General features: G+C 54.6%; 18 protein-coding genes and 7 pseudogenes. 14 read left to right on the top strand and 11 right to left on the bottom strand.

Features of this window, described 5'->3' with window-relative positions:
- Positions 1 to 7: 7 nt before the first annotated feature.
- Genes merA through merT form a run of 4 tightly spaced genes read right to left on the bottom strand, consistent with a single transcriptional unit; the run spans position 8 to position 2,871 of the window.
- Positions 8 to 1,693 (bottom strand): mercury(II) reductase, encoded by a 1,686-nt coding sequence (merA, locus tag RHN82_RS23385; RefSeq protein ID WP_000209296.1) that lies wholly within the window; start codon positions 1,691 to 1,693, stop codon positions 8 to 10.
- Positions 1,694 to 1,731: 38 nt separating this feature from the next.
- A complete protein-coding gene (gene merC / locus RHN82_RS23380; protein WP_000522996.1) occupies positions 1,732 to 2,157 on the bottom strand; it encodes an organomercurial transporter MerC in 426 nt (141 codons plus the stop codon).
- Between the two features lie 27 nt (positions 2,158 to 2,184).
- Positions 2,185 to 2,460, bottom strand: a complete 276-nt coding sequence (gene merP / locus RHN82_RS23375) for a mercury resistance system periplasmic binding protein MerP (protein WP_000732275.1) — start codon at positions 2,458 to 2,460, stop codon at positions 2,185 to 2,187.
- A gap of 15 nt (positions 2,461 to 2,475) precedes the next feature.
- Complete coding sequence (gene merT, locus RHN82_RS23370) at positions 2,476 to 2,871, bottom strand: mercuric ion transporter MerT (RefSeq protein ID WP_001294653.1); 396 nt, start codon at positions 2,869 to 2,871, stop codon at positions 2,476 to 2,478.
- A 71-nt stretch (positions 2,872 to 2,942) separates the two neighbouring features.
- On the opposite strand from merT, the gene merR reads away from it, so the two are divergent.
- Entirely contained in the window at positions 2,943 to 3,398 is a 456-nt protein-coding gene (gene merR, locus RHN82_RS23365; RefSeq protein WP_001166628.1) for an Hg(II)-responsive transcriptional regulator, read from the top strand.
- A 199-nt stretch (positions 3,399 to 3,597) separates the two neighbouring features.
- Here merR and RHN82_RS23360 read toward each other — a convergent pair whose 3' ends face one another.
- From RHN82_RS23360 to RHN82_RS23350, 3 genes and pseudogenes are all read right to left on the bottom strand, one after another.
- The gene (locus tag RHN82_RS23360) at positions 3,598 to 4,017 is read right to left on the bottom strand and encodes a hypothetical protein (RefSeq protein ID WP_047052695.1); all 420 of its coding nucleotides are present in this window, start codon (positions 4,015 to 4,017) and stop codon (positions 3,598 to 3,600) included.
- 278 nt (positions 4,018 to 4,295) lie between these two features.
- The gene (locus tag RHN82_RS23355) at positions 4,296 to 5,525 is read right to left on the bottom strand and encodes an EAL and HDOD domain-containing protein (RefSeq protein WP_047052696.1); all 1,230 of its coding nucleotides are present in this window, start codon (positions 5,523 to 5,525) and stop codon (positions 4,296 to 4,298) included.
- Positions 5,526 to 5,617: 92 nt separating this feature from the next.
- Positions 5,618 to 6,322 (bottom strand): annotated as a pseudogene (locus RHN82_RS23350) (IS6-like element IS26 family transposase).
- A gap of 145 nt (positions 6,323 to 6,467) precedes the next feature.
- Here RHN82_RS23350 and trbF point away from each other — a divergent pair.
- The 11 genes and pseudogenes from trbF to RHN82_RS23295 all read left to right on the top strand — a co-directional run.
- Positions 6,468 to 6,788: pseudogene (trbF, locus tag RHN82_RS23345) on the top strand (conjugal transfer protein TrbF); the annotation flags it as partial.
- A pseudogene (locus RHN82_RS23340) lies at positions 6,785 to 7,069 on the top strand (P-type conjugative transfer protein TrbG); the annotation flags it as partial. The pseudogenes trbF and RHN82_RS23340, both read left to right, overlap by 4 nt.
- Positions 7,070 to 7,133: 64 nt before the next feature.
- Positions 7,134 to 7,838, top strand: a complete 705-nt coding sequence (locus RHN82_RS23335) for an IS6-like element IS26 family transposase (RefSeq protein ID WP_023327680.1) — start codon at positions 7,134 to 7,136, stop codon at positions 7,836 to 7,838.
- Positions 7,839 to 8,126: 288 nt separating this feature from the next.
- Positions 8,127 to 8,417, top strand: coding sequence for a nucleotidyltransferase family protein (locus RHN82_RS23330; RefSeq protein WP_001247892.1), 291 nt, complete (start codon positions 8,127 to 8,129; stop codon positions 8,415 to 8,417).
- A complete protein-coding gene (locus tag RHN82_RS23325) occupies positions 8,414 to 8,815 on the top strand; it encodes a DUF86 domain-containing protein (RefSeq protein WP_001293886.1) in 402 nt (133 codons plus the stop codon). Before RHN82_RS23330 ends, RHN82_RS23325 begins: the two co-directional genes overlap by 4 nt.
- Positions 8,805 to 9,161, top strand: a complete 357-nt coding sequence (locus RHN82_RS23320) for a cupin domain-containing protein (protein WP_000215515.1) — start codon at positions 8,805 to 8,807, stop codon at positions 9,159 to 9,161. Before RHN82_RS23325 ends, RHN82_RS23320 begins: the two co-directional genes overlap by 11 nt.
- 254 nt (positions 9,162 to 9,415) lie before the next feature.
- A complete protein-coding gene (locus RHN82_RS23315) occupies positions 9,416 to 9,742 on the top strand; it encodes a hypothetical protein (protein ID WP_003100858.1) in 327 nt (108 codons plus the stop codon).
- On the top strand, positions 9,739 to 10,239 hold the full coding sequence (locus RHN82_RS23310; protein ID WP_003100856.1) for a hypothetical protein: 501 nt from the start codon (positions 9,739 to 9,741) through the stop codon (positions 10,237 to 10,239). The genes RHN82_RS23315 and RHN82_RS23310 overlap by 4 nt, the downstream gene beginning before the upstream one ends.
- Entirely contained in the window at positions 10,236 to 10,607 is a 372-nt protein-coding gene (locus RHN82_RS23305; protein WP_047052761.1) for a hypothetical protein, read from the top strand. The genes RHN82_RS23310 and RHN82_RS23305 overlap by 4 nt, the downstream gene beginning before the upstream one ends.
- Positions 10,601 to 11,158 (top strand): recombinase family protein, encoded by a 558-nt coding sequence (locus tag RHN82_RS23300; protein WP_003100847.1) that lies wholly within the window; start codon positions 10,601 to 10,603, stop codon positions 11,156 to 11,158. The genes RHN82_RS23305 and RHN82_RS23300 overlap by 7 nt, the downstream gene beginning before the upstream one ends.
- Positions 11,159 to 11,236: 78 nt before the next feature.
- Complete coding sequence (locus tag RHN82_RS23295; RefSeq protein WP_000427623.1) at positions 11,237 to 12,241, top strand: IS110-like element IS4321 family transposase; 1,005 nt, start codon at positions 11,237 to 11,239, stop codon at positions 12,239 to 12,241.
- A 276-nt stretch (positions 12,242 to 12,517) separates the two neighbouring features.
- Here the strand turns inward: RHN82_RS23295 and RHN82_RS23290 are convergent.
- Positions 12,518 to 12,679, bottom strand: a pseudogene (locus RHN82_RS23290) (helix-turn-helix domain-containing protein); the annotation flags it as partial.
- A 61-nt stretch (positions 12,680 to 12,740) separates the two neighbouring features.
- On the opposite strand from RHN82_RS23290, the pseudogene RHN82_RS23285 reads away from it, so the two are divergent.
- Positions 12,741 to 13,907, top strand: a pseudogene (locus RHN82_RS23285) (IS3-like element ISKpn38 family transposase); the annotation flags it as partial.
- A 20-nt stretch (positions 13,908 to 13,927) separates the two neighbouring features.
- Here the strand turns inward: RHN82_RS23285 and RHN82_RS23280 are convergent.
- Positions 13,928 to 15,076: pseudogene (locus RHN82_RS23280) on the bottom strand (IS3 family transposase).
- 57 nt (positions 15,077 to 15,133) lie between these two features.
- Between RHN82_RS23280 and RHN82_RS23275 the strand changes: the two are divergent.
- Positions 15,134 to 15,337: pseudogene (locus tag RHN82_RS23275) on the top strand (Tn3 family transposase); the annotation flags it as partial.
- Between the two features lie 366 nt (positions 15,338 to 15,703).
- Here RHN82_RS23275 and RHN82_RS23270 read toward each other — a convergent pair.
- Positions 15,704 to 16,132: a GFA family protein gene (locus tag RHN82_RS23270; protein ID WP_001554382.1), complete on the bottom strand. Its 429-nt coding sequence runs from the start codon at positions 16,130 to 16,132 to the stop codon at positions 15,704 to 15,706.
- Positions 16,133 to 16,325: 193 nt separating this feature from the next.
- Positions 16,326 to 17,321, bottom strand: a complete 996-nt coding sequence (locus tag RHN82_RS23265; RefSeq protein ID WP_040119786.1) for an IS110 family transposase — start codon at positions 17,319 to 17,321, stop codon at positions 16,326 to 16,328.
- Between the last annotated feature and the right edge of the window lie 15 nt (positions 17,322 to 17,336).

Here is a 17,336-nt window from a genome sequence, read left to right as displayed (position 1 = left end):
CTTTTCCTCATCCGGCGCAGCACGAAAGCTGCTTCACGTCCTTGCTGAAGGTCTGCGCCGCGAGCTTCAGCCCTTCGACCATGGTCAGGTAGGGGAACAATTGGTCGGCCAGTTCCTGCACGGTCATACGGTTGCGAATGGCGAGCACCGCCGTCTGGATCAGTTCACCCGCTTCCGGGGCCACCGCTTGCACGCCGATGAGCCGTCCGCTACCTTCCTCGATGACCAGCTTGATGAAGCCGCGTGTGTCGAAGTTGGCAAGCGCACGCGGCACGTTATCCAGTGTTAGCAGGCGACTGTCGGTCTCGATCCCGTCGTGATGTGCTTCCGCCTCGCTGTAGCCCACGGTGGCGACCTGCGGGTCGGTGAACACCACGGCCGGCATTGCGGTCAGGTCCAGGGCCGCATCGCCGCCAGTCATGTTGATCGCCGCACGAGTGCCGGCCGCTGCCGCCACATAGACGAACTGCGGCTGGTCGGTGCAGTCGCCGGCCGCGTAGATGTTCGGGCTACTGGTGCGCATGCCCTTGTCGATGACGATGGCCCCCTGCGCATTGACGGCTACCCCCGCCGCTTCCAATGCCAGGCTGCGCGTGTTCGGTGTCCGGCCGGTGGCGACCAGCAGCTTGTCGGCGCGCAATTCACCGTGCGTGGTGGTCAGCACGAATTCACCGTCCATATGGGCGACCTGGCTGGCTTGCGTGTGCTCCAGCACCTCGATGCCCTCGGCACGGAAAGCGGCTGTCACCGCCTCGCCGATGGCCGGGTCTTCACGGAAGAACAAGGTATTGCGCGCCAGGGCCGTGACCTTGCTGCCCAGCCGGGCAAAGGCTTGCGCCAGCTCCAGCGCCACCACCGACGAGCCGATTACGGCAAGGCGTTCGGGAATGGTGTCGCTCGCCAGGGCCTCGGTGGAAGTCCAGTAGGGTGACTCTTTCAAGCCCGGAATCGGCGGGACCGCCGGGCTGGCACCCGTGGCGACCAGGCAGCGGTCGAACATCACGACGCGCTCGCCACCCTCGTTCAAACTAACGATAAGGCTCTGGTCGTCCTTGAAACGCGCTTCACCGTGCAGAACGGTGATGGCTGAATTGCCGTCCAGGATGCCTTCGTACTTGGCATGACGGAGTTCTTCGACACGGGCCTGCTGCTGGGCCAGCAGCCGCTCGCGCAAGATCGTCGGCGGTGTGGGTGGCATGCCGCCGTCGAATGGGCTTTCCCGGCGCAGATGGGCGATGTGGGCGGCGCGGATCATGATCTTGGACGGCACACAACCGACGTTGACGCAGGTGCCGCCGATGGTGCCGCGCTCAATCAGCGTGACCTGCGCGCCTTGCTCGACGGCCTTCAGTGCTGCCGCCATCGCGGCTCCACCGCTACCAATGACGACGACCTGCAACGGGCGTTCGTTGCCACTGGGCTTATCAGCGGCCCCTATCCAGCCGCGCATCTTGTCGAGCAGGCCGGCGCGGTTGTCCGTCGGTGGCGCATCGGCAAGCGTTGCCTCGTAGCCCAGTCCGGCCACGGCGGTAGTCAGCGCATCCGATGACGTGCCCGCCTCAATGGCGAGTTGCGCTGTGCCCTTCGGATAGGACACCAGCGCCGATTGCACGCCGGGCACTTTCTCCAAGGCTTCCTTGACGTGAGCCGCGCACGAGTCGCAGGTCATCCCGGTGATTTTCAGGGTGGTCATGTATTTTTCCTTTTCTGTGGTGGCTACGGCTGTTGCCGTCAGCCACGTTGTTCTGGCAATTCACAGCTGTCCGGCCCGCAGCGGCGATGTGCTGGCGAGATGAAATCCCAGACCGACACCCCAACCATCAAGGCCAGGCCGACATAGAGCAGTCCACCGCTCTGCCAGCCGTAAGCCCGCATTAAAAACACCGCTGCCAGCACCAAGATCGGGCCTATCGTGCCGAGCGCCGTGCGTCGCCACTGTCGATGATTGAGCCAAGCGATAGCATTGGCGAGTAACGCGATGCCGGCGAACATCGGCAGCAGGATGCCAATGAATAGCCCCTCGTACTGGCTCAAGAAGCCCAGTCCGATGGCCGCGCCAAAGCTGGCGATGGCAGGAAAACAGGCGGCGCAGCCCATCGCGGAAACGACGCTGCCGAGCGCGCCGGTTTTGCCAGCGATGCGCGTGATGAGTCCCATGTGTCGCTCCCGAGTTCGGTTAACGGATCAGCGTTTGAGGCTGGACGGATAGCCCGCGTCCTCGGTCGCCTTGGTCAACTTCTGGACGTTGGTCTTGGCATCGTCGAAGGTGACGACGGCCTGGCGCTTGTCGAAACTTACGTCGGTCTTGCTCACGCCCTCAACCTTGGAAAGCGCGTGCTTGACAGTGATCGGGCAAGAGGCGCAGGTCATGCCAGGCACGGACAGCGTGACGGTCTGGGTGGCGGCCCACACGGGGGCAACAACGGCAGCGAGGGCGAGGGCGGCAAACAGTTTTTTCATGATGAACTCCTGTGATTAATAGAAAAATGGCATGACGTAGGGAAATCCGAGCGAGACCAGGACCAGCGCGGCCACGATCCAGAAAATGAGCTTGTAAGTAGCTCGCACTTGGGGAATCGCGCAGACCTCACCCGGTTTGCAGGCTTGCGCCGGGCGGTAGATGCGCCGCCAGGCGAAAAACAGCGCGACCAGCGCTGCGCCGATGAAGATCGGGCGATAGGGTTCCAGCACCGTCAGGTTGCCGATCCATGCCCCGCTGAACCCCAAGGCGATCAAAACCAGCGGCCCCAGGCAGCAGGCCGACGCAAGAATGGCGGCCAGCCCACCGGCGAAGAGCGCGCCGCGCCCGTTTTGTGGTTCAGACTTTTGTGGTTCAGACTTTTGTGGTTCAGACTTTTGTGGTTCAGACATACGCTTGTCCTTTCAAATTTGGTTTGGATAGCTTAAGCTTACTTCCGTAGTTATGTACGGAGTCAAGCGATATGCAAATTAATTTTGAGAATCTGACCATTGGCGTTTTTGCCAAGGCGGCCGGGGTCAATGTGGAGACCATCCGGTTCTACCAGCGCAAGGGCCTGCTGCCGGAGCCAGACAAGCCCTATGGCAGCATTCGCCGCTATGGCGAGGCGGATGTAACACGAGTGCGGTTCGTGAAATCGGCCCAGCGGCTGGGCTTTAGCCTGGACGAAATCGCCGAGCTACTGCGGCTGGAGGATGGCACCCATTGCGAGGAAGCCAGCGGCCTGGCCGAGCACAAGCTCAAGGATGTGCGCGAGAAGATGGCCGACTTGGCACGCATGGAGGCCGTGCTGTCTGAACTGGTGTGCGCCTGCCATGCGCGGAAAGGGAACGTTTCCTGCCCGCTGATTGCGTCACTGCAAGACGGAACGAAGCTCGCTGCATCGGCGCGGGGGAGTCACGGGGTGACTACGCCTTAGCGTGCTTTATTTTCCGAATTCTGAGACGACCCCGGTTTAAAGAATTACTGATCTGGTTTTGCGAATACTGATATTGATGATACTAACGGCCCACCGGCCTGTTGAGGAACCTGTAAAACGGAAAGGCTCATTGAAGCCGTATATTTTCTGGAGGTTCATCAGGCGCGGAACTCATCAAGGCGCGGGAATAAAATCCCATTCAGACGCCGGATAGATTCAAGCAAGCCAACTTGTCGTCAAAATCGGTGTTGCAAAAACGGAAGTGACCATAGATTCCGTTTTCTGAGACGACCCCCTGATAAGCTTTCGCCCAAGCACACTCTCCTTTCGGGGCGTTCATACCGTCTTTATACCAGGGTTGCTTCCAGTATTTAGCCGATTCAGTCTGGTTCCAGACCGTATTGAGCTGGAGAACACCGCCGGCATCACGGGCATAGAATGTACTGAACCGATCGCGGTCCGGGTCACGCTGCGCGGGTAATGGCCAGATCCCGCCGCCAAAAACATATAAATCACCGTACTGATTCACCAGTTGGGGTTGCAATGTGTCAATCTGATCGCTTTGCAGCGTCGTGACGAGCTCTGTAATTACCCGTTGCTGGGCCTTAACGCGGTTCATTTGTTCTGAAATTGCGTCACTTTGCAATACGACTGTGGTTCTTATATTTTTAATTTCGGTATCAATAATCTGGGGGGGAAATAAACAATTTAATTACAGCATAGGTAACAAGCATTAATATAATAAAAAAGCCGATCAGTACAAGGGGCCCCCGACTCTGTGTGGTTTTCCACGTCATAATAGTAATGTCTCGATCTGTTTGGATAACCAGATATAAAGACGTATATCAGAAATTCTTTAGACTCATTCCGGGAGATACCCTGAAGCAGGTGCTGTCATTAATAAAGTGAAAGTTCATCAGCCCATTTAGTTGCAGTTTGCATTGCTTCTATTACAGAGAACTCAGGCAGATTAAGCGCATGACATATTTCAGTGGTCCCGTTCCAGTCCAGTTTCTCATAGCATAAGGACAGGTTAAGTATGGTAAAAAGCTCCCCCTTTTGCTCACATAGCGCATCCGTGACATTTTCAGGGATAGTAATTTGCTTAATTAAATCGGCCATCGGGAGTTCCAGAATAACGTCAAGTAAAGAAAATAAACCACAAATAAAAGCGTTATATGACAATGACGTTTTATCGATTTTACCGCAAATCAATTCGCAAAATTTACCGCGAACTATACTCTGATGGTAAAGTTCACTGACCCCCGAGGTACTCATACTGGCTAACGCGGCCACGGAGACAAAACGACGAAGCTCATTGCAGCCAAGGAACATCAGCATTTGTTTCAGTGTTAGGTTATCAGATTGATTAATACCATGCGTTTTAAATAAAATGTTTCTTACATAGCGCATGATCTTATAGGATAACGTGAGATCACTTTTGAATAACCGTTCAAGCGTTGCAAAATCAGGCGATTCACGGTGAACTTCCATCATCAGTCTGGACAGGGTTAACGGGTTCTGGGAAAGGCATTTATTTTTCATGATTTCAGGGCGACTGAAGAAAAAACCCTGGAAGAGAGAAAATCCGGCCTGGCAGTAACGGTCATACTCTTCGCGTGTCTCAACTTTCTCGGCAAGAAATTGTATGCCCTTCAGCAGAGGTTTATTATCCTTAATGTACTGAAAAATTTCATTTTGATGTTTTTCCCGCACATCGAATTTGATGACGGAGATATAGGGCATAAACCTGTTCCACGCGCTGTCCAGAGTGAAATCATCGAGGGCAAGCTGATAGCCTTTCTCATGCATGCTTTTAACGGCGCTAAAGAGTGCATCATCCGGCACAGCATCTTCCAGAATTTCAATAACAACCTTCTCCCCTGGCAGAGTGTCGACGAGTCCGCTGATAATCATCTGGTGCGGCACATTGATAAAAGAGCTGTGTTTACCTGCTATGCGGTGAATAGGTATGCATAAAAACTGGTCAGATATCATTTTTGAGGTGGCGTATTCAGGTGACACATCCGGGAAAGCATTATTCATCCCGTCCCTGAAAAGCAGTTCATACGCGACAGTCTGCATTTTGCTGTCAAAAATAGGTTGTCGTGCAATAAAGGAATACATTTTCGGCCTCCAGGTCAACGTTATAATTATTAGAAATTTAGGCACTGTTGCAAAGTTAGCGATGAGGCAGCCTTTTGTCTTATTCAAAGGCCTTACATTTCAAAAACTCTGCTTACCAGGCGCATTTCGCCCAGGGGATCACCATAATAAAATGCTGAGGCCTGGCCTTTGCGTAGTGCACGCATCACCTCAATACCTTTGATGGTGGCGTAAGCCGTCTTCATGGATTTAAATCCCAGCGTGGCGCCGATTATCCGTTTCAGTTTGCCATGATCGCATTCAATCACGTTGTTCCGGTACTTAATCTGTCGGTGTTCAACGTCAGACGGGCACCGGCCTTCGCGTTTGAGCAGAGCAAGCGCGCGACCATAGGCGGGCGCTTTATCCGTGTTGATGAATCGCGGGATCTGCCACTTCTTCACGTTGTTGAGGATTTTACCCAGAAACCGGTATGCAGCTTTGCTGTTACGACGGGAGGAGAGATAAAAATCGACAGTGCGGCCCCGGCTGTCGACGGCCCGGTACAGATACGCCCAGCGGCCATTGACCTTCACGTAGGTTTCATCCATGTGCCACGGGCAAAGATCGGAAGGGTTACGCCAGTACCAGCGCAGCCGTTTTTCCATTTCAGGCGCATAACGCTGAACCTAGCGGTAAATCGTGGAGTGATCGACATTCACTCCGCGTTCAGCCAGCATCTCCTGCAGCTCACGGTAACTGATGCCGTATTTGCAGTACCAGCGTACGGCCCACAGAATGATGTCACGCTGAAAATGCCGGCCTTTGAATGGGTTCATGTGCAGCTCCATCAGCAAAAGGGGATGATAAGTTTATCACCACCGACTATTTGCAACAGTGCCGATTCAAGCAAGCCAACTTGTCGTCAAAATCGGTGTTGCAAAAACGGGAGTGACCATAGATTCCGTTTTCTGAGACGACCCCTGGCTGCGCGCCTACGACTTCACGACTGACCGCGGCGCCATGGCGCTCAATGACTACGCCCGCTCCAACGACCCCTTTACACGGGTCGGCCGGCAGCAGGTCGCTGTCGACGTCTCCAGCGTCATCCGCGCGTCCCCGGACAGCTTCCGCGTCGCCTGGGTCTAGCGCCGATACGAAAATGGCCAGCTCGCCGAGACCACGCGCTGGACCGCGATCCTGACGATCGTCGTGCAGATCCCCCGAAACGCCGACCGGCTCAGGGCGAACCCGCTCGGCATCTACGTCAACGCCATCAACTGGTCACGGGAGCTTGGGCAATGAAGCCGTATTTCCGTAAAGCCGGAAACCCGGCTTCACACACACACGTACTCCCGGCTCTCCGTAGAGCCGCATTCCCGGTCGTTCTGCTAGCGGCGACCGCGCTCGCGGGCTGCGCGACCACCAATCCGCCGCCGGAGATTTCCTACGACAATGCGGCTCCGGCGGTGCAGACCGTCGATCCACCCGCGCCGGTCACCGTGGTCGAGCTGCCCCGGCCGCTGCCGCTGCCTGGCCAATTGCAGCGTGTGGAGGAGACGCGGCGTGCCCCGGAGCCTTCTAATCGGCACTGTTGCAAATAGTCGGTGGTGATAAACTTATCATCCCCTTTTGCTGATGGAGCTGCACATGAACCCATTCAAAGGCCGGCATTTTCAGCGTGACATCATTCTGTGGGCCGTACGCTGGTACTGCAAATACGGCATCAGTTACCGTGAGCTGCAGGAGATGCTGGCTGAACGCGGAGTGAATGTCGATCACTCCACGATTTACCGCTGGGTTCAGCGTTATGCGCCTGAAATGGAAAAACGGCTGCGCTGGTACTGGCGTAACCCTTCCGATCTTTGCCCGTGGCAAATGGATGAAACCTACGTGAAGGTCAATGGCCGCTGGGCGTATCTGTACCGGGCCGTCGACAGCCGGGGCCGCACTGTCGATTTTTATCTCTCCTCCCGTCGTAACAGCAAAGCTGCATACCGGTTTCTGGGTAAAATCCTCAACAACGTGAAGAAGTGGCAGATCCCGCGATTCATCAACACGGATAAAGCGCCCGCCTATGGTCGCGCGCTTGCTCTGCTCAAACGCGAAGGCCGGTGCCCGTCTGACGTTGAACACCGACAGATTAAGTACCGGAACAACGTGATTGAATGCGATCATGGCAAACTGAAACGGATAATCGGCGCCACGCTGGGATTTAAATCCATGAAGACGGCTTACGCCACCATCAAAGGTATTGAGGTGATGCGTGCACTACGCAAAGGCCAGGCCTCAGCATTTTATTATGGTGATCCCCTGGGCGAAATGCGCCTGGTAAGCAGAGTTTTTGAAATGTAAGGCCTTTGAATAAGACAAAAGGCTGCCTCATCGCTAACTTTGCAACAGTGCCGATCAACTCATCCTTGGTGTCCGGCAACGCCAGCAGGCTTTCGCGCTCGGCGGCGGAGAGGATCGAACGGCGGGGCATGCGGTTTCCTTCTTCTTGAAAACGTAGGTTTGTGACAAGCCCGCCAAGGCAACCGGCGCGGCACGGGAATCAAGGCATTGCGATTCTCGAAAATAGTTCTTGAAATTCTATTCTTGATTGCATATCATCTCAACGAGTTTCGATAAGAAAGGATGCGCATGCGACCGTCTGTTGTGCTTGACATGAAGCGAAGCGCAGTGCGTGAAGCGGTAGGCCGCTTTCGCGCCGCGAACCCGCGCGTCTTCGGCTCGGTGCTGCATGGCACCGACCGGGATGGCAGCGACCTCGACCTGTTGGTCGATGCGCTGCCCGGTGCCACGTTGTTGGACTTGGGCGATTTGGAAGAAGAACTGAAATCGCTGCTCGGCGTTGACGTCGATCTGCTGACTCCCGGCGACCTGCCGCCGAAGTTCCGGGCCAAGGTGCTCGCGGAGGCGCAACCGATATGAGCGAGAACCGCCTGCCCGATTACCTCGACCACATTCAGCAGGCCGCAACCGATGCGCGCAGCTTCGTGGAAGGGATGGCCAAGGACGACTTCTTGGCCGACAAGCGCACCCAGCAGGCCGTCATCATGAGCCTGATCGTCATCGGCGAGGCGGCCACAAAGGTGATGGATGGCTACGTCGAGTTCACCCAGGCGCATGCCGACGTGCCGTGGCGCAGCATGCGCAATATGCGTAATCGCATGGCTCACGGCTATTTCGACATCAACCTCGATGTGGTGTGGGAGACGGTACAGGAATGGCTGCCGGCGTTGCTCCAGCAATTGCCCGCCGTGCGTCAGGATGCCGACGATGAAGACCGTAACGACAACTGTGAAAGAGGGATCTCCGATGACTGTTGAATCGAGAATATTTTCTGTAGCCGAGTATGTTCAGCCGTCCGAAGGCGAGCCTATTCGTTCCGTTGTGCTTGAAACCCGAGACTCAATTATCGTGGTTTGGCATGTCCATCCCGGGCAGGAAATTGCGGCTCACATTCATCCTCACGGCCAAGACACGTGGACTGTTTTGTCGGGAATGGCTGATTACTTTCAGGGCAATGGGATTGTTCGTGCCCTCAGGGAAGGTGAGATAGCCGTGGCAAGACCGGGCCAAGTGCACGGGGCGCGAAATACAGGTACCGAGCCATTTGTGTTAGTCTCGGTTGTGGCATCAGCCAATGCCGGTTTCGTATTGGCTGAGCGATAGAGCCCAATCTCTGGAGTTGGTCCAATGAGCGGTCGGGGAGATAGGTAACAGACATGCAGCGGACACGGCTGCTAAACCAGGTCGCAAACCTCCTTGCGTCGCAGCGTGCCGCAAGCGACGCGATCAATCGAATGGGGTCGGCATGAGACTGAACACCATCCAGTTCCCGACCGCGTAGCCGCCTGTCCTGCCGATCAGGTCTTGACCATCGACGCCTGGGATCAGTCCTGAATGTTCTTGGAGACCACTACGTTATGAGCCGCAGCCGCCGCAAAACACCCATCGTCGGGCACACGACCTGCGGCAGCGAGCGCGAGGACAAGAAGCTCTGGCATCAGCGCTGGCGCACCCGTGAGCGCACGGCGCTGACCAGCGCGTCGCCCGAAGCCCTGAGCGCCCATCTGCCCCTGCTGGAAAACCAGGCCAGCAGCGTCTGGTCGATGGGCAAGGATGGCCGCTCCTACTGGCCCGTCAAGCGCCAGGCCGCCACGGCGGATCGCATCGCCAATCACAAGGGACGCAACCCGCAAGAACGCGCCTCCCTGAAAAAGCGCCTGCTGCGCAAGTGGATGAGCAAATGAAGCTCTCCTTCCATCAGCACATTGCGCTGTTCTGGATGATCGGTGCTCCGGGCGTCTTCGCGCCCGTGATCGAGAACGCCAAGCGGCCCGATGCCGGCGCCGTCATGGCGTGGGGTGTCGCGATCGTGGCGGTGATGATCCTCTTCACCCCTTTGCTGCTGCGCTGTCCACCATTCCGGCGCTGGTATGGCCGGACGGATGCGCTGTCGGAGCGGCAGCGCCAGGCGCTTGCCGAGCGCGGCCTGCGCCGCTACTACCAGACCGCTTTCGATGACGGCTACGTGCCCCGCGTGATGCCCTACGTGTGGCGCATCATCTGGACGGTCGGCGGGTTGATGGCTGTGACCGCCGTACTGCCTACCAACACCGGACGGCCAGCCTTCGATGCCTTGGTGGTCTTCTCGACCTGGTATCCGATAGGCGTGATGCTGCTGGTTTTCGCGTCGAGGCCCCTTGGCCGGTTGATTCGCCAAAGAGCACAGGAGCGGCGGAAATGAGCACGTCAACCATCGAGGCGCTGGCCAGCGCCTGGGCAAGGATTGCCGAGGACGCGGAATTCCCCGCTGACTACGAGGGGACTGCCACACCACAAGCGCATCGGGCTAGCGAAGCTATTCAGGAGCAGATTCGGGAGCGCATCGTCGCCACCAACGACATGCGGCTGTTCAGCCTGCTGCACCTGCTGGGTCAGGCGTCGCTGCGCATGGAGCAAGCGCTGTGGCCGGAGGATTACGAGCGGATGACGCGCGAGGTTGAGGAAGCCCTGCGGCAAGCCACCGACGCCAACGCCAGATCGTACACCCACGAAGAAGTGATGCAGGCGATGCAGGAACGCATCGACCGGGCGCGAGACAAGCCATGTTGATTGGCTATGCGCGCGTCTCGACGCAGGATCAGAACCTGGAGCTGCAACGCGAAGCCTTGAGCAAGGCCGGATGTAAAAAGGTCTTCGAGGACAAGGTGAGTGGCACGCGGGCAGACCGGCCTGGCTTGGCCAAGACGCTCGAAATGCTGCGCGAAGGCGATACTTTGGTCGTCTGGAAGCTCGACCGGCTGGGCCGGTCGGTCAAGCAACTGGTCGATCTGGTCGGCGATCTGCACAAGCACGGTGTCCAGTTCAGGAGCCTCACCGACTCCATCGACACCGGCACACCATCCGGGCGGTTCTTCTTCCACGTCATGGCGAGCCTTGCCGAAATGGAGCGCGAGCTGACCGTCGAGCGCACCCGCGCCGGGCTGGAAGTCGCCAAGCAGCTCGGCCGCAAAGGCGGCCGCAAGCCGAAGATGACCGACAGCAAGATCGAGTCGGCCAAGAAGCTGCTGGCCAGCGGGGTGCCGCCCAAGGACGTGGCCAAGAACCTCGGCGTGTCCATTCCGACGCTGTACCGCTGGGTGCCAGCCTCCACGCACGCTTAGCGTGCTTTATTTAATGAGATGGTCACTCCCTCCTTCCCGGTACTATGCTGAGGACAGGCTTTCATTCGGAGAACTATCATGGAAAACATTGCGCTCATTGGTATCGATCTGGGTAAAAACTCTTTCCATATTCATTGCCAGGATCGTCGCGGGAAGGCTGTTTACCGTAAAAAATTTACCCGGCCAAAGTTGATCGAATTTTTGGCGACATGCCCCGCTACAACCATCGCAATGGAAGCCTGTGGCGGTTCTCACTTTATGGCACGCAAGTTGGAAGAGTTGGGGCATTCCCCAAAGCTGATATCACCACAATTTGTCCGCCCGTTCGTTAAAAGCAATAAAAACGACTTTGTCGACGCCGAAGCTATTTGTGAAGCTGCATCGCGTCCGTCTATGCGTTTTGTGCAGCCCAGAACGGAATCTCAGCAGGCAATGCGGGCTCTGCATCGTGTCCGTGAATCCCTGGTTCAGGATAAGGTAAAAACAACCAATCAAATGCATGCTTTTCTGCTGGAATTTGGCATTAGCGTTCCCCGAGGAGCTGCCGTTATTAGCCGACTGAGTACCATTCTTGAGGATAATAGTTTGCCTCTTTACCTCAGCCAGTTATTGCTGAAATTACAACAGCATTATCACTATCTTGTTGAGCAGATTAAAGATTTGGAATCCCAGTTGAAACGAAAGTTGGACGAAGATGAGGTTGGACAGCGCTTGCTGAGCATTCCCTGCGTCGGAACACTGACAGCGAGTACTATTTCAACTGAGATTGGCGACGGGAAGCAGTACGCCAGCAGCCGTGACTTTGCGGCGGCAACAGGGCTTGTACCTCGGCAGTACAGCACGGGAGGTAGGACGACATTGCTGGGAATTAGTAAGCGAGGTAATAAAAAGATCCGAACTTTGTTGGTTCAATGTGCCAGGGTATTCATACAAAAACTGGAACACCAGTCTGGCAAATTGGCCGATTGGGTCAGGGATTTACTGTGCCGGAAAAGCAACTTTGTCGTCACTTGTGCTCTGGCAAACAAGCTGGCCAGAATAGCCTGGGCCCTAACGGCACGACAGCAAACTTATGTAGCATAACGGCAGAAATACACCGGTTTAAAGAATTACTGATCTGGTTTTGCGAATACTGATATTGATGATACTAACGGCCCACCGGCCTGTTGAGGAACCTGTAAAACGGAAAGGCTCATTGAAGCCGTATATTTTCTGGAGGTTCATCAGGCGCGGAACTCATCAAGGCGCGGGAATAAAATCCCATTCAGACGCCGGATAGATTCAAGCAAGCCAACTTGTCGTCAAAATCGGTGTTGCAAAAACGGGAGTGACCATAGATTCCGTTTTCTGAGACGACCCCATATAGTCCATGAACGGCCTGAGTTTGGCCATTTTGTGGCGTGTTTTTCTGGCCGGAGGTTCCGGGTATTTCAGGTACCGTCTGACAGTCCGCTCAGAGCAACCAACCTGAGTGGCAATATCAACAATATACGCACCCTGCTGGCGCATTTGCTTTATCATGTAAAAGTCCTCATGAGCATGGGGAGTGCGGACGAATTCCTGGACCTTCAGGGGTTAATTTATGCATTCATACGAGGACCGGATCCGGGCCGTCGAACTCTATTACCGGTACGGAAAGAAAGCCTCCGTTGTCGTCATGGAGCTGGGATATCCTTCCACAAAACAGCTGGGCCGTTGGGTTCGGATTTATGAAGAGAAGGGCGATTTACCCAGGGAATTAAAGCCAAGAGAACGCTATTCACGGACACAGAAAATTGCTGCTGTTGAGCATTATCTTACTCACGGTGGTTGCCTGTCGTACACTCGCCGAGCCATCGGCTACCCCAGTAACGAAATTCTAAAGCGCTGGATTGAAGAGTTTTACCCAAATGCGCGTCCCCTGGTCATTCGCTCAGGCACAAACAAATGCTTCAGCCCGGAAGAGAGGTCTCAGGCCGTCCGGGAGCTCTGTAACCGACGTGGAACCGCGCGTAAAGTTGCACAAAGCATAGGCGTCAGCGTCCCGGTCCTGTACAAATGGAAGAAAGACCTTATCAGTGACGAGGCTTATCAATCCATGCGCAAACGAAAGGCAGCCCCTCAAGATAAAAATCAGGATGCTTTACTCGGTGAAATCCAGCGACTCAGGCAGCAGGTTCATCAGCTGCAGCTCGAACGTGACATACTGATAAAGGCGAATGAACTGATAAAAAAAGATCTGGGCATCAGCTTTCTGACACTGAAAAACAGGGAGAAAACCCTGATAGTTGATGCCCTTAAGAAAAAGTACCCCGTTGCTGAGTTGCTAAGCGTTCTGCAACTTGCCCGCAGCTGTTATTTTTACCACAAAGCCAGCAAACGTCTGTGCGATAAGTATGCGGAAATACGCGTGATCATGGCCGATATCTTTGAGGAGAATTACCGCTGTTACGGCTACCGGCGCCTTCACGCGATGCTTCGCGGTAACAACAGGGTTATTTCTGAAAAGGTTGTCCGCAGACTGATGGCAGAAGAGCAGCTCGTTGTTAAGCGCACCAGGCGACGACGATACAACTCTTACTGTGGCGAAATCGGCCCGGCACCGGAAAATTTACTCGCCCGGGATTTTAGTTCCTGCAGGCCAAATGAGAAGTGGCTGACCGATATTACGGAGTTCCAGCTTCCTGCTGGAAAAGTCTATCTGTCGCCGGTTATCGACTGCTTTGATGGCCAGGTTGTAAGCTGGTCGATAGGAACACGCCCGGACGCGACTGAATCGCCACGGATAATCTAGACACTTCCTAGCCGTTGATAATACTGGTTTTCATATTCTGTCGGTGACATCTGATCGCTGGAACCATGCCGACGCTTACTGTTATAAAACATTTCGATGTAATCAAAAATATCGCTGCGGGCTTCTTCCCGCGTTCCGTAGCTCTTTTTTCTTTATCCGTTCGCGTTTCAACAACTGGAAAAAGCTTTCTGCAACCGCATTATCATGGCAGTTACCGCGACGGCTCATGCTGCCCTCCAGGCCGTGTGATTTCAGGAACGACTGCCACTCATGGCTTGTGTACTGACTGCCCTGATCCGAATGAACCAGCACCTGTTTTTGGGGATTACGGCGCCATACAGCCATCAGCAGTGCGTTCAGGACAATGTCCTTTGTCATCCGGGATTGCATGGACCAGCCGATAATTTTGCGTGAGAACAGATCAACAACCACGGCAAGATACAGCCAGCCTTCGTGGGTCCTGATGTAGGTTATGTCCGTTACCCAACGCTTATCCGGAGCATCCGGATTGAACTGTCGCTGGAGCCTGTTGGGCGACACGATACTGGCCTCGCCTTTACGTGCCCGCGGGCTCCGGTATCCGACCTGAGCCTTTATCCCGACACGTTTCATCAGTCGCCAGACTCTGTTCACTCCGCACTGTTGCCCGCTGTCCCGCAGATCCAGATGGATTTTGCGATAACCATAGACGCATCCCGATTCCAGCCAGAACTGTTTAATCTGTCCTGTCAGTCTCAGGTCTGCCTGATGGCGTTGTGAATGCGGCTGCTGAAGCCAGGCGTAAAAACCACTGGGATGAACATCCAGCACCCGACAGAGCAGGCGAACAGGCCAGCAACAGGTGTTGTCACGGATAAAGGCGTACCTCAGTCGGACAGCTTTGCGAAGTACGCCGCGGCTTTTTTTAATATGTCCCGTTCGTCGGTAACCCGCTTCAGCTCTTTCTGGAGACGGCGGATCTCGGCCTGAGCATCTGACTGTTCTTTATTAGCGGAAGAATCCGGACCGTACTTCTTTATCCAGGCGTAAAGGCTGTGGGTGGTGATATCGAGACGTGTTGCAACGCTGGCAACAGAATAACCGCGATCAACAACCTGTTTGACTGCTTCAGTTTTAAACTCTTCGGGATAACGCTTACCGCTCATGGGCACCTCTCTTTAAGCCATCTTAAATGACTCTGAGGTGTCTGTTAAACCCGTGGCGATTCACTTTATATGCAGGAAGCCCTGAGCTGGATGCGCAGTAATGGAGAGGAAACCGGTGGTGAAGATATCGCCAGGTTATCCCCACTGATGCACGGACATATCAATATGCTGGGGCATTATACGTTCACGCTACCGGAGGATATTTTGAAGGGGGAACTGAGAGCATTAAATTTCAATTTAAACAATGAATTACCTTCTTAGCGTACGTTTTCGTTCCATTGGCCCTCAAACCCCATGAACATCCCCCCTAAGCGTCAGCAGCAAGCTGTCGCCGCTAAGGCCCCGGAAATCACGCCCTTTACGTCGTAAACGCCGTAAAGCCCGCTCACCGGGGTTAAAAGGGATTACTTTGACTTCTTCATTGCTGTTAGATGGTTAAGGCTAATCAGGGCAGGGGGTAGGGTGGCAGAATTTATAGCCCGGTAACCGGCTACGCCGGGCTTTCGGCGCCATTTGACGCCACAGACACATGTAACCTCATCTGGCGCCTCCATGCCGCTGACGCGGCATCCAGAAGTTTCCCGATGCTGTAAGTCTTAACGTCTGCTTTGTGCCAAATGCTGACGCTCAGGAATTGAGTTTCAGGTACTTTAAAAGCGAGGCTAGAGACTCGACAGGTCCAGCGTGACAACTAGGTGAGCGGGTTTCATCCCAGGGCATTGCATCATCAGTGCAGAAGTCTCCTGCACATTCCATTTCAAGACGTTCGTCAATTAAACCAACAGGAACCCAGACATAAGGTACATCTCGCAGACTGTTAGGCACAGTTGAGCCACATACATTGCAAAAATCTGTACGGTACCCCGTTGGCTTAGACCATGAAGCAATGCAGTTTTCCCCTTTAATCCAGCGAAACTCACTGTCTTTGACTAGTGTGGCGAGATTGTAACCCACGCCGCTCTGCTTTCTGCAAAGCGAGCAATGACAACGATAAAACACTGCTGGTTTATGAGTAAGTTCAAATTCAATTGTTCCACACAAACAAGATCCATTCATTTCAAAACCATTCCTGCAAGGCCTAAGAGATTTTATGAAACATTACCATCTTTTTTGTACTGAATAGGAGCGCTCTTTTTGGCAACTCAAAATCAGCTATCAGTCGGTCTGAATATCCGCTCTTCGCTCATAACGGACTGCGCTCACTTATTGCAGTGAGCGTTACCTTGTGTTTAATGCCAGCCTGGTATAGTCAGGTTGACAGTACCGGTTTCAGGTCTTCGTCATTAAAAACGGTTCCGGTCTTCAGGACGCCATAACACCAGTGCACCAGTTTCCGCATCAGCGCGCCAATGGCCACCATTTTAGGTTTACCCCGCAGGCACATCTCATCGTAAATATTACGCATTCGCTTATTGTAGATTTTTCCGCACAGGGCGGACATGTAAAGCTTCGCTCTCAACTGAGGGGGGCCGATTTTCGACATCCGCGGCCGGCGCCGGACCGATGTGCCTGAGCGTTTCTCGATCGGCACCACGCCCAGAAAGGCGGCAGCCTGCTCAGCCGATACAAAGTTATGGCTGCGAAGCACGACCAGCATATGCATCCCCAGCTGGGGACCAACCGATTTAATTGAGGTCAGCAGTGTATAATCACGCCTCAGTGCAGGGCTGGCTTTGATATGTGCTTTTATCTGCCGCTCGATATTACTTACCTCCTCGCGCAGAAGCTGCGCCATACGCCTGCAGGAACTGATAATATCTGCAGGTGTGTCTGTCGACAGGTATTTTTCCAGCCTGTTCTCCTCACGCAGGGCATCACCCAGCAGAACATCCCGCCGTCGCAGGAGTGCACCGAGATATCTGATTTCGGGTGCCGGCGGCTCCCAGCGGTGTGGCTTCTTAAGGAATGCGTAACAGGCCAGCATATACGCATCCACCTTATCCGTTTTTGTCATGATTCCCATGCCACGCGCAAACTCCCGACTACGGTGAGGGTTGGCCAGAGAAACCCGGAAACCGGCATCATGTAATTCAGTGGCCAGCCGTTCGTGATAAACACCGGTAGCTTCCATTACCACATGAACATCTTCCGGACTGCAATGTTGAAGCCTGAGCCAGCGAAGAATATTTTCAACTGAATGTCTGTTATTCTGGATGTTACGGGTTTTTATGCGTCCTTTGATACCGTCATAAAGCATGCAAAGATCCAGGGTTTTTTTACTTACGTCAATGCCGACTGGAAACATGGTCAAACTCCTCTC

The organism is Enterobacter cloacae complex sp. EB5, from assembly GCF_031432835.1.
In the GTDB taxonomy this organism is placed as follows: Bacteria; Pseudomonadota; Gammaproteobacteria; order Enterobacterales; family Enterobacteriaceae; genus Enterobacter; species Enterobacter hormaechei_C.
Note: the sequence above shows the minus strand (reverse complement) of the source record. Positions and strands in the feature narration are given on the sequence as shown.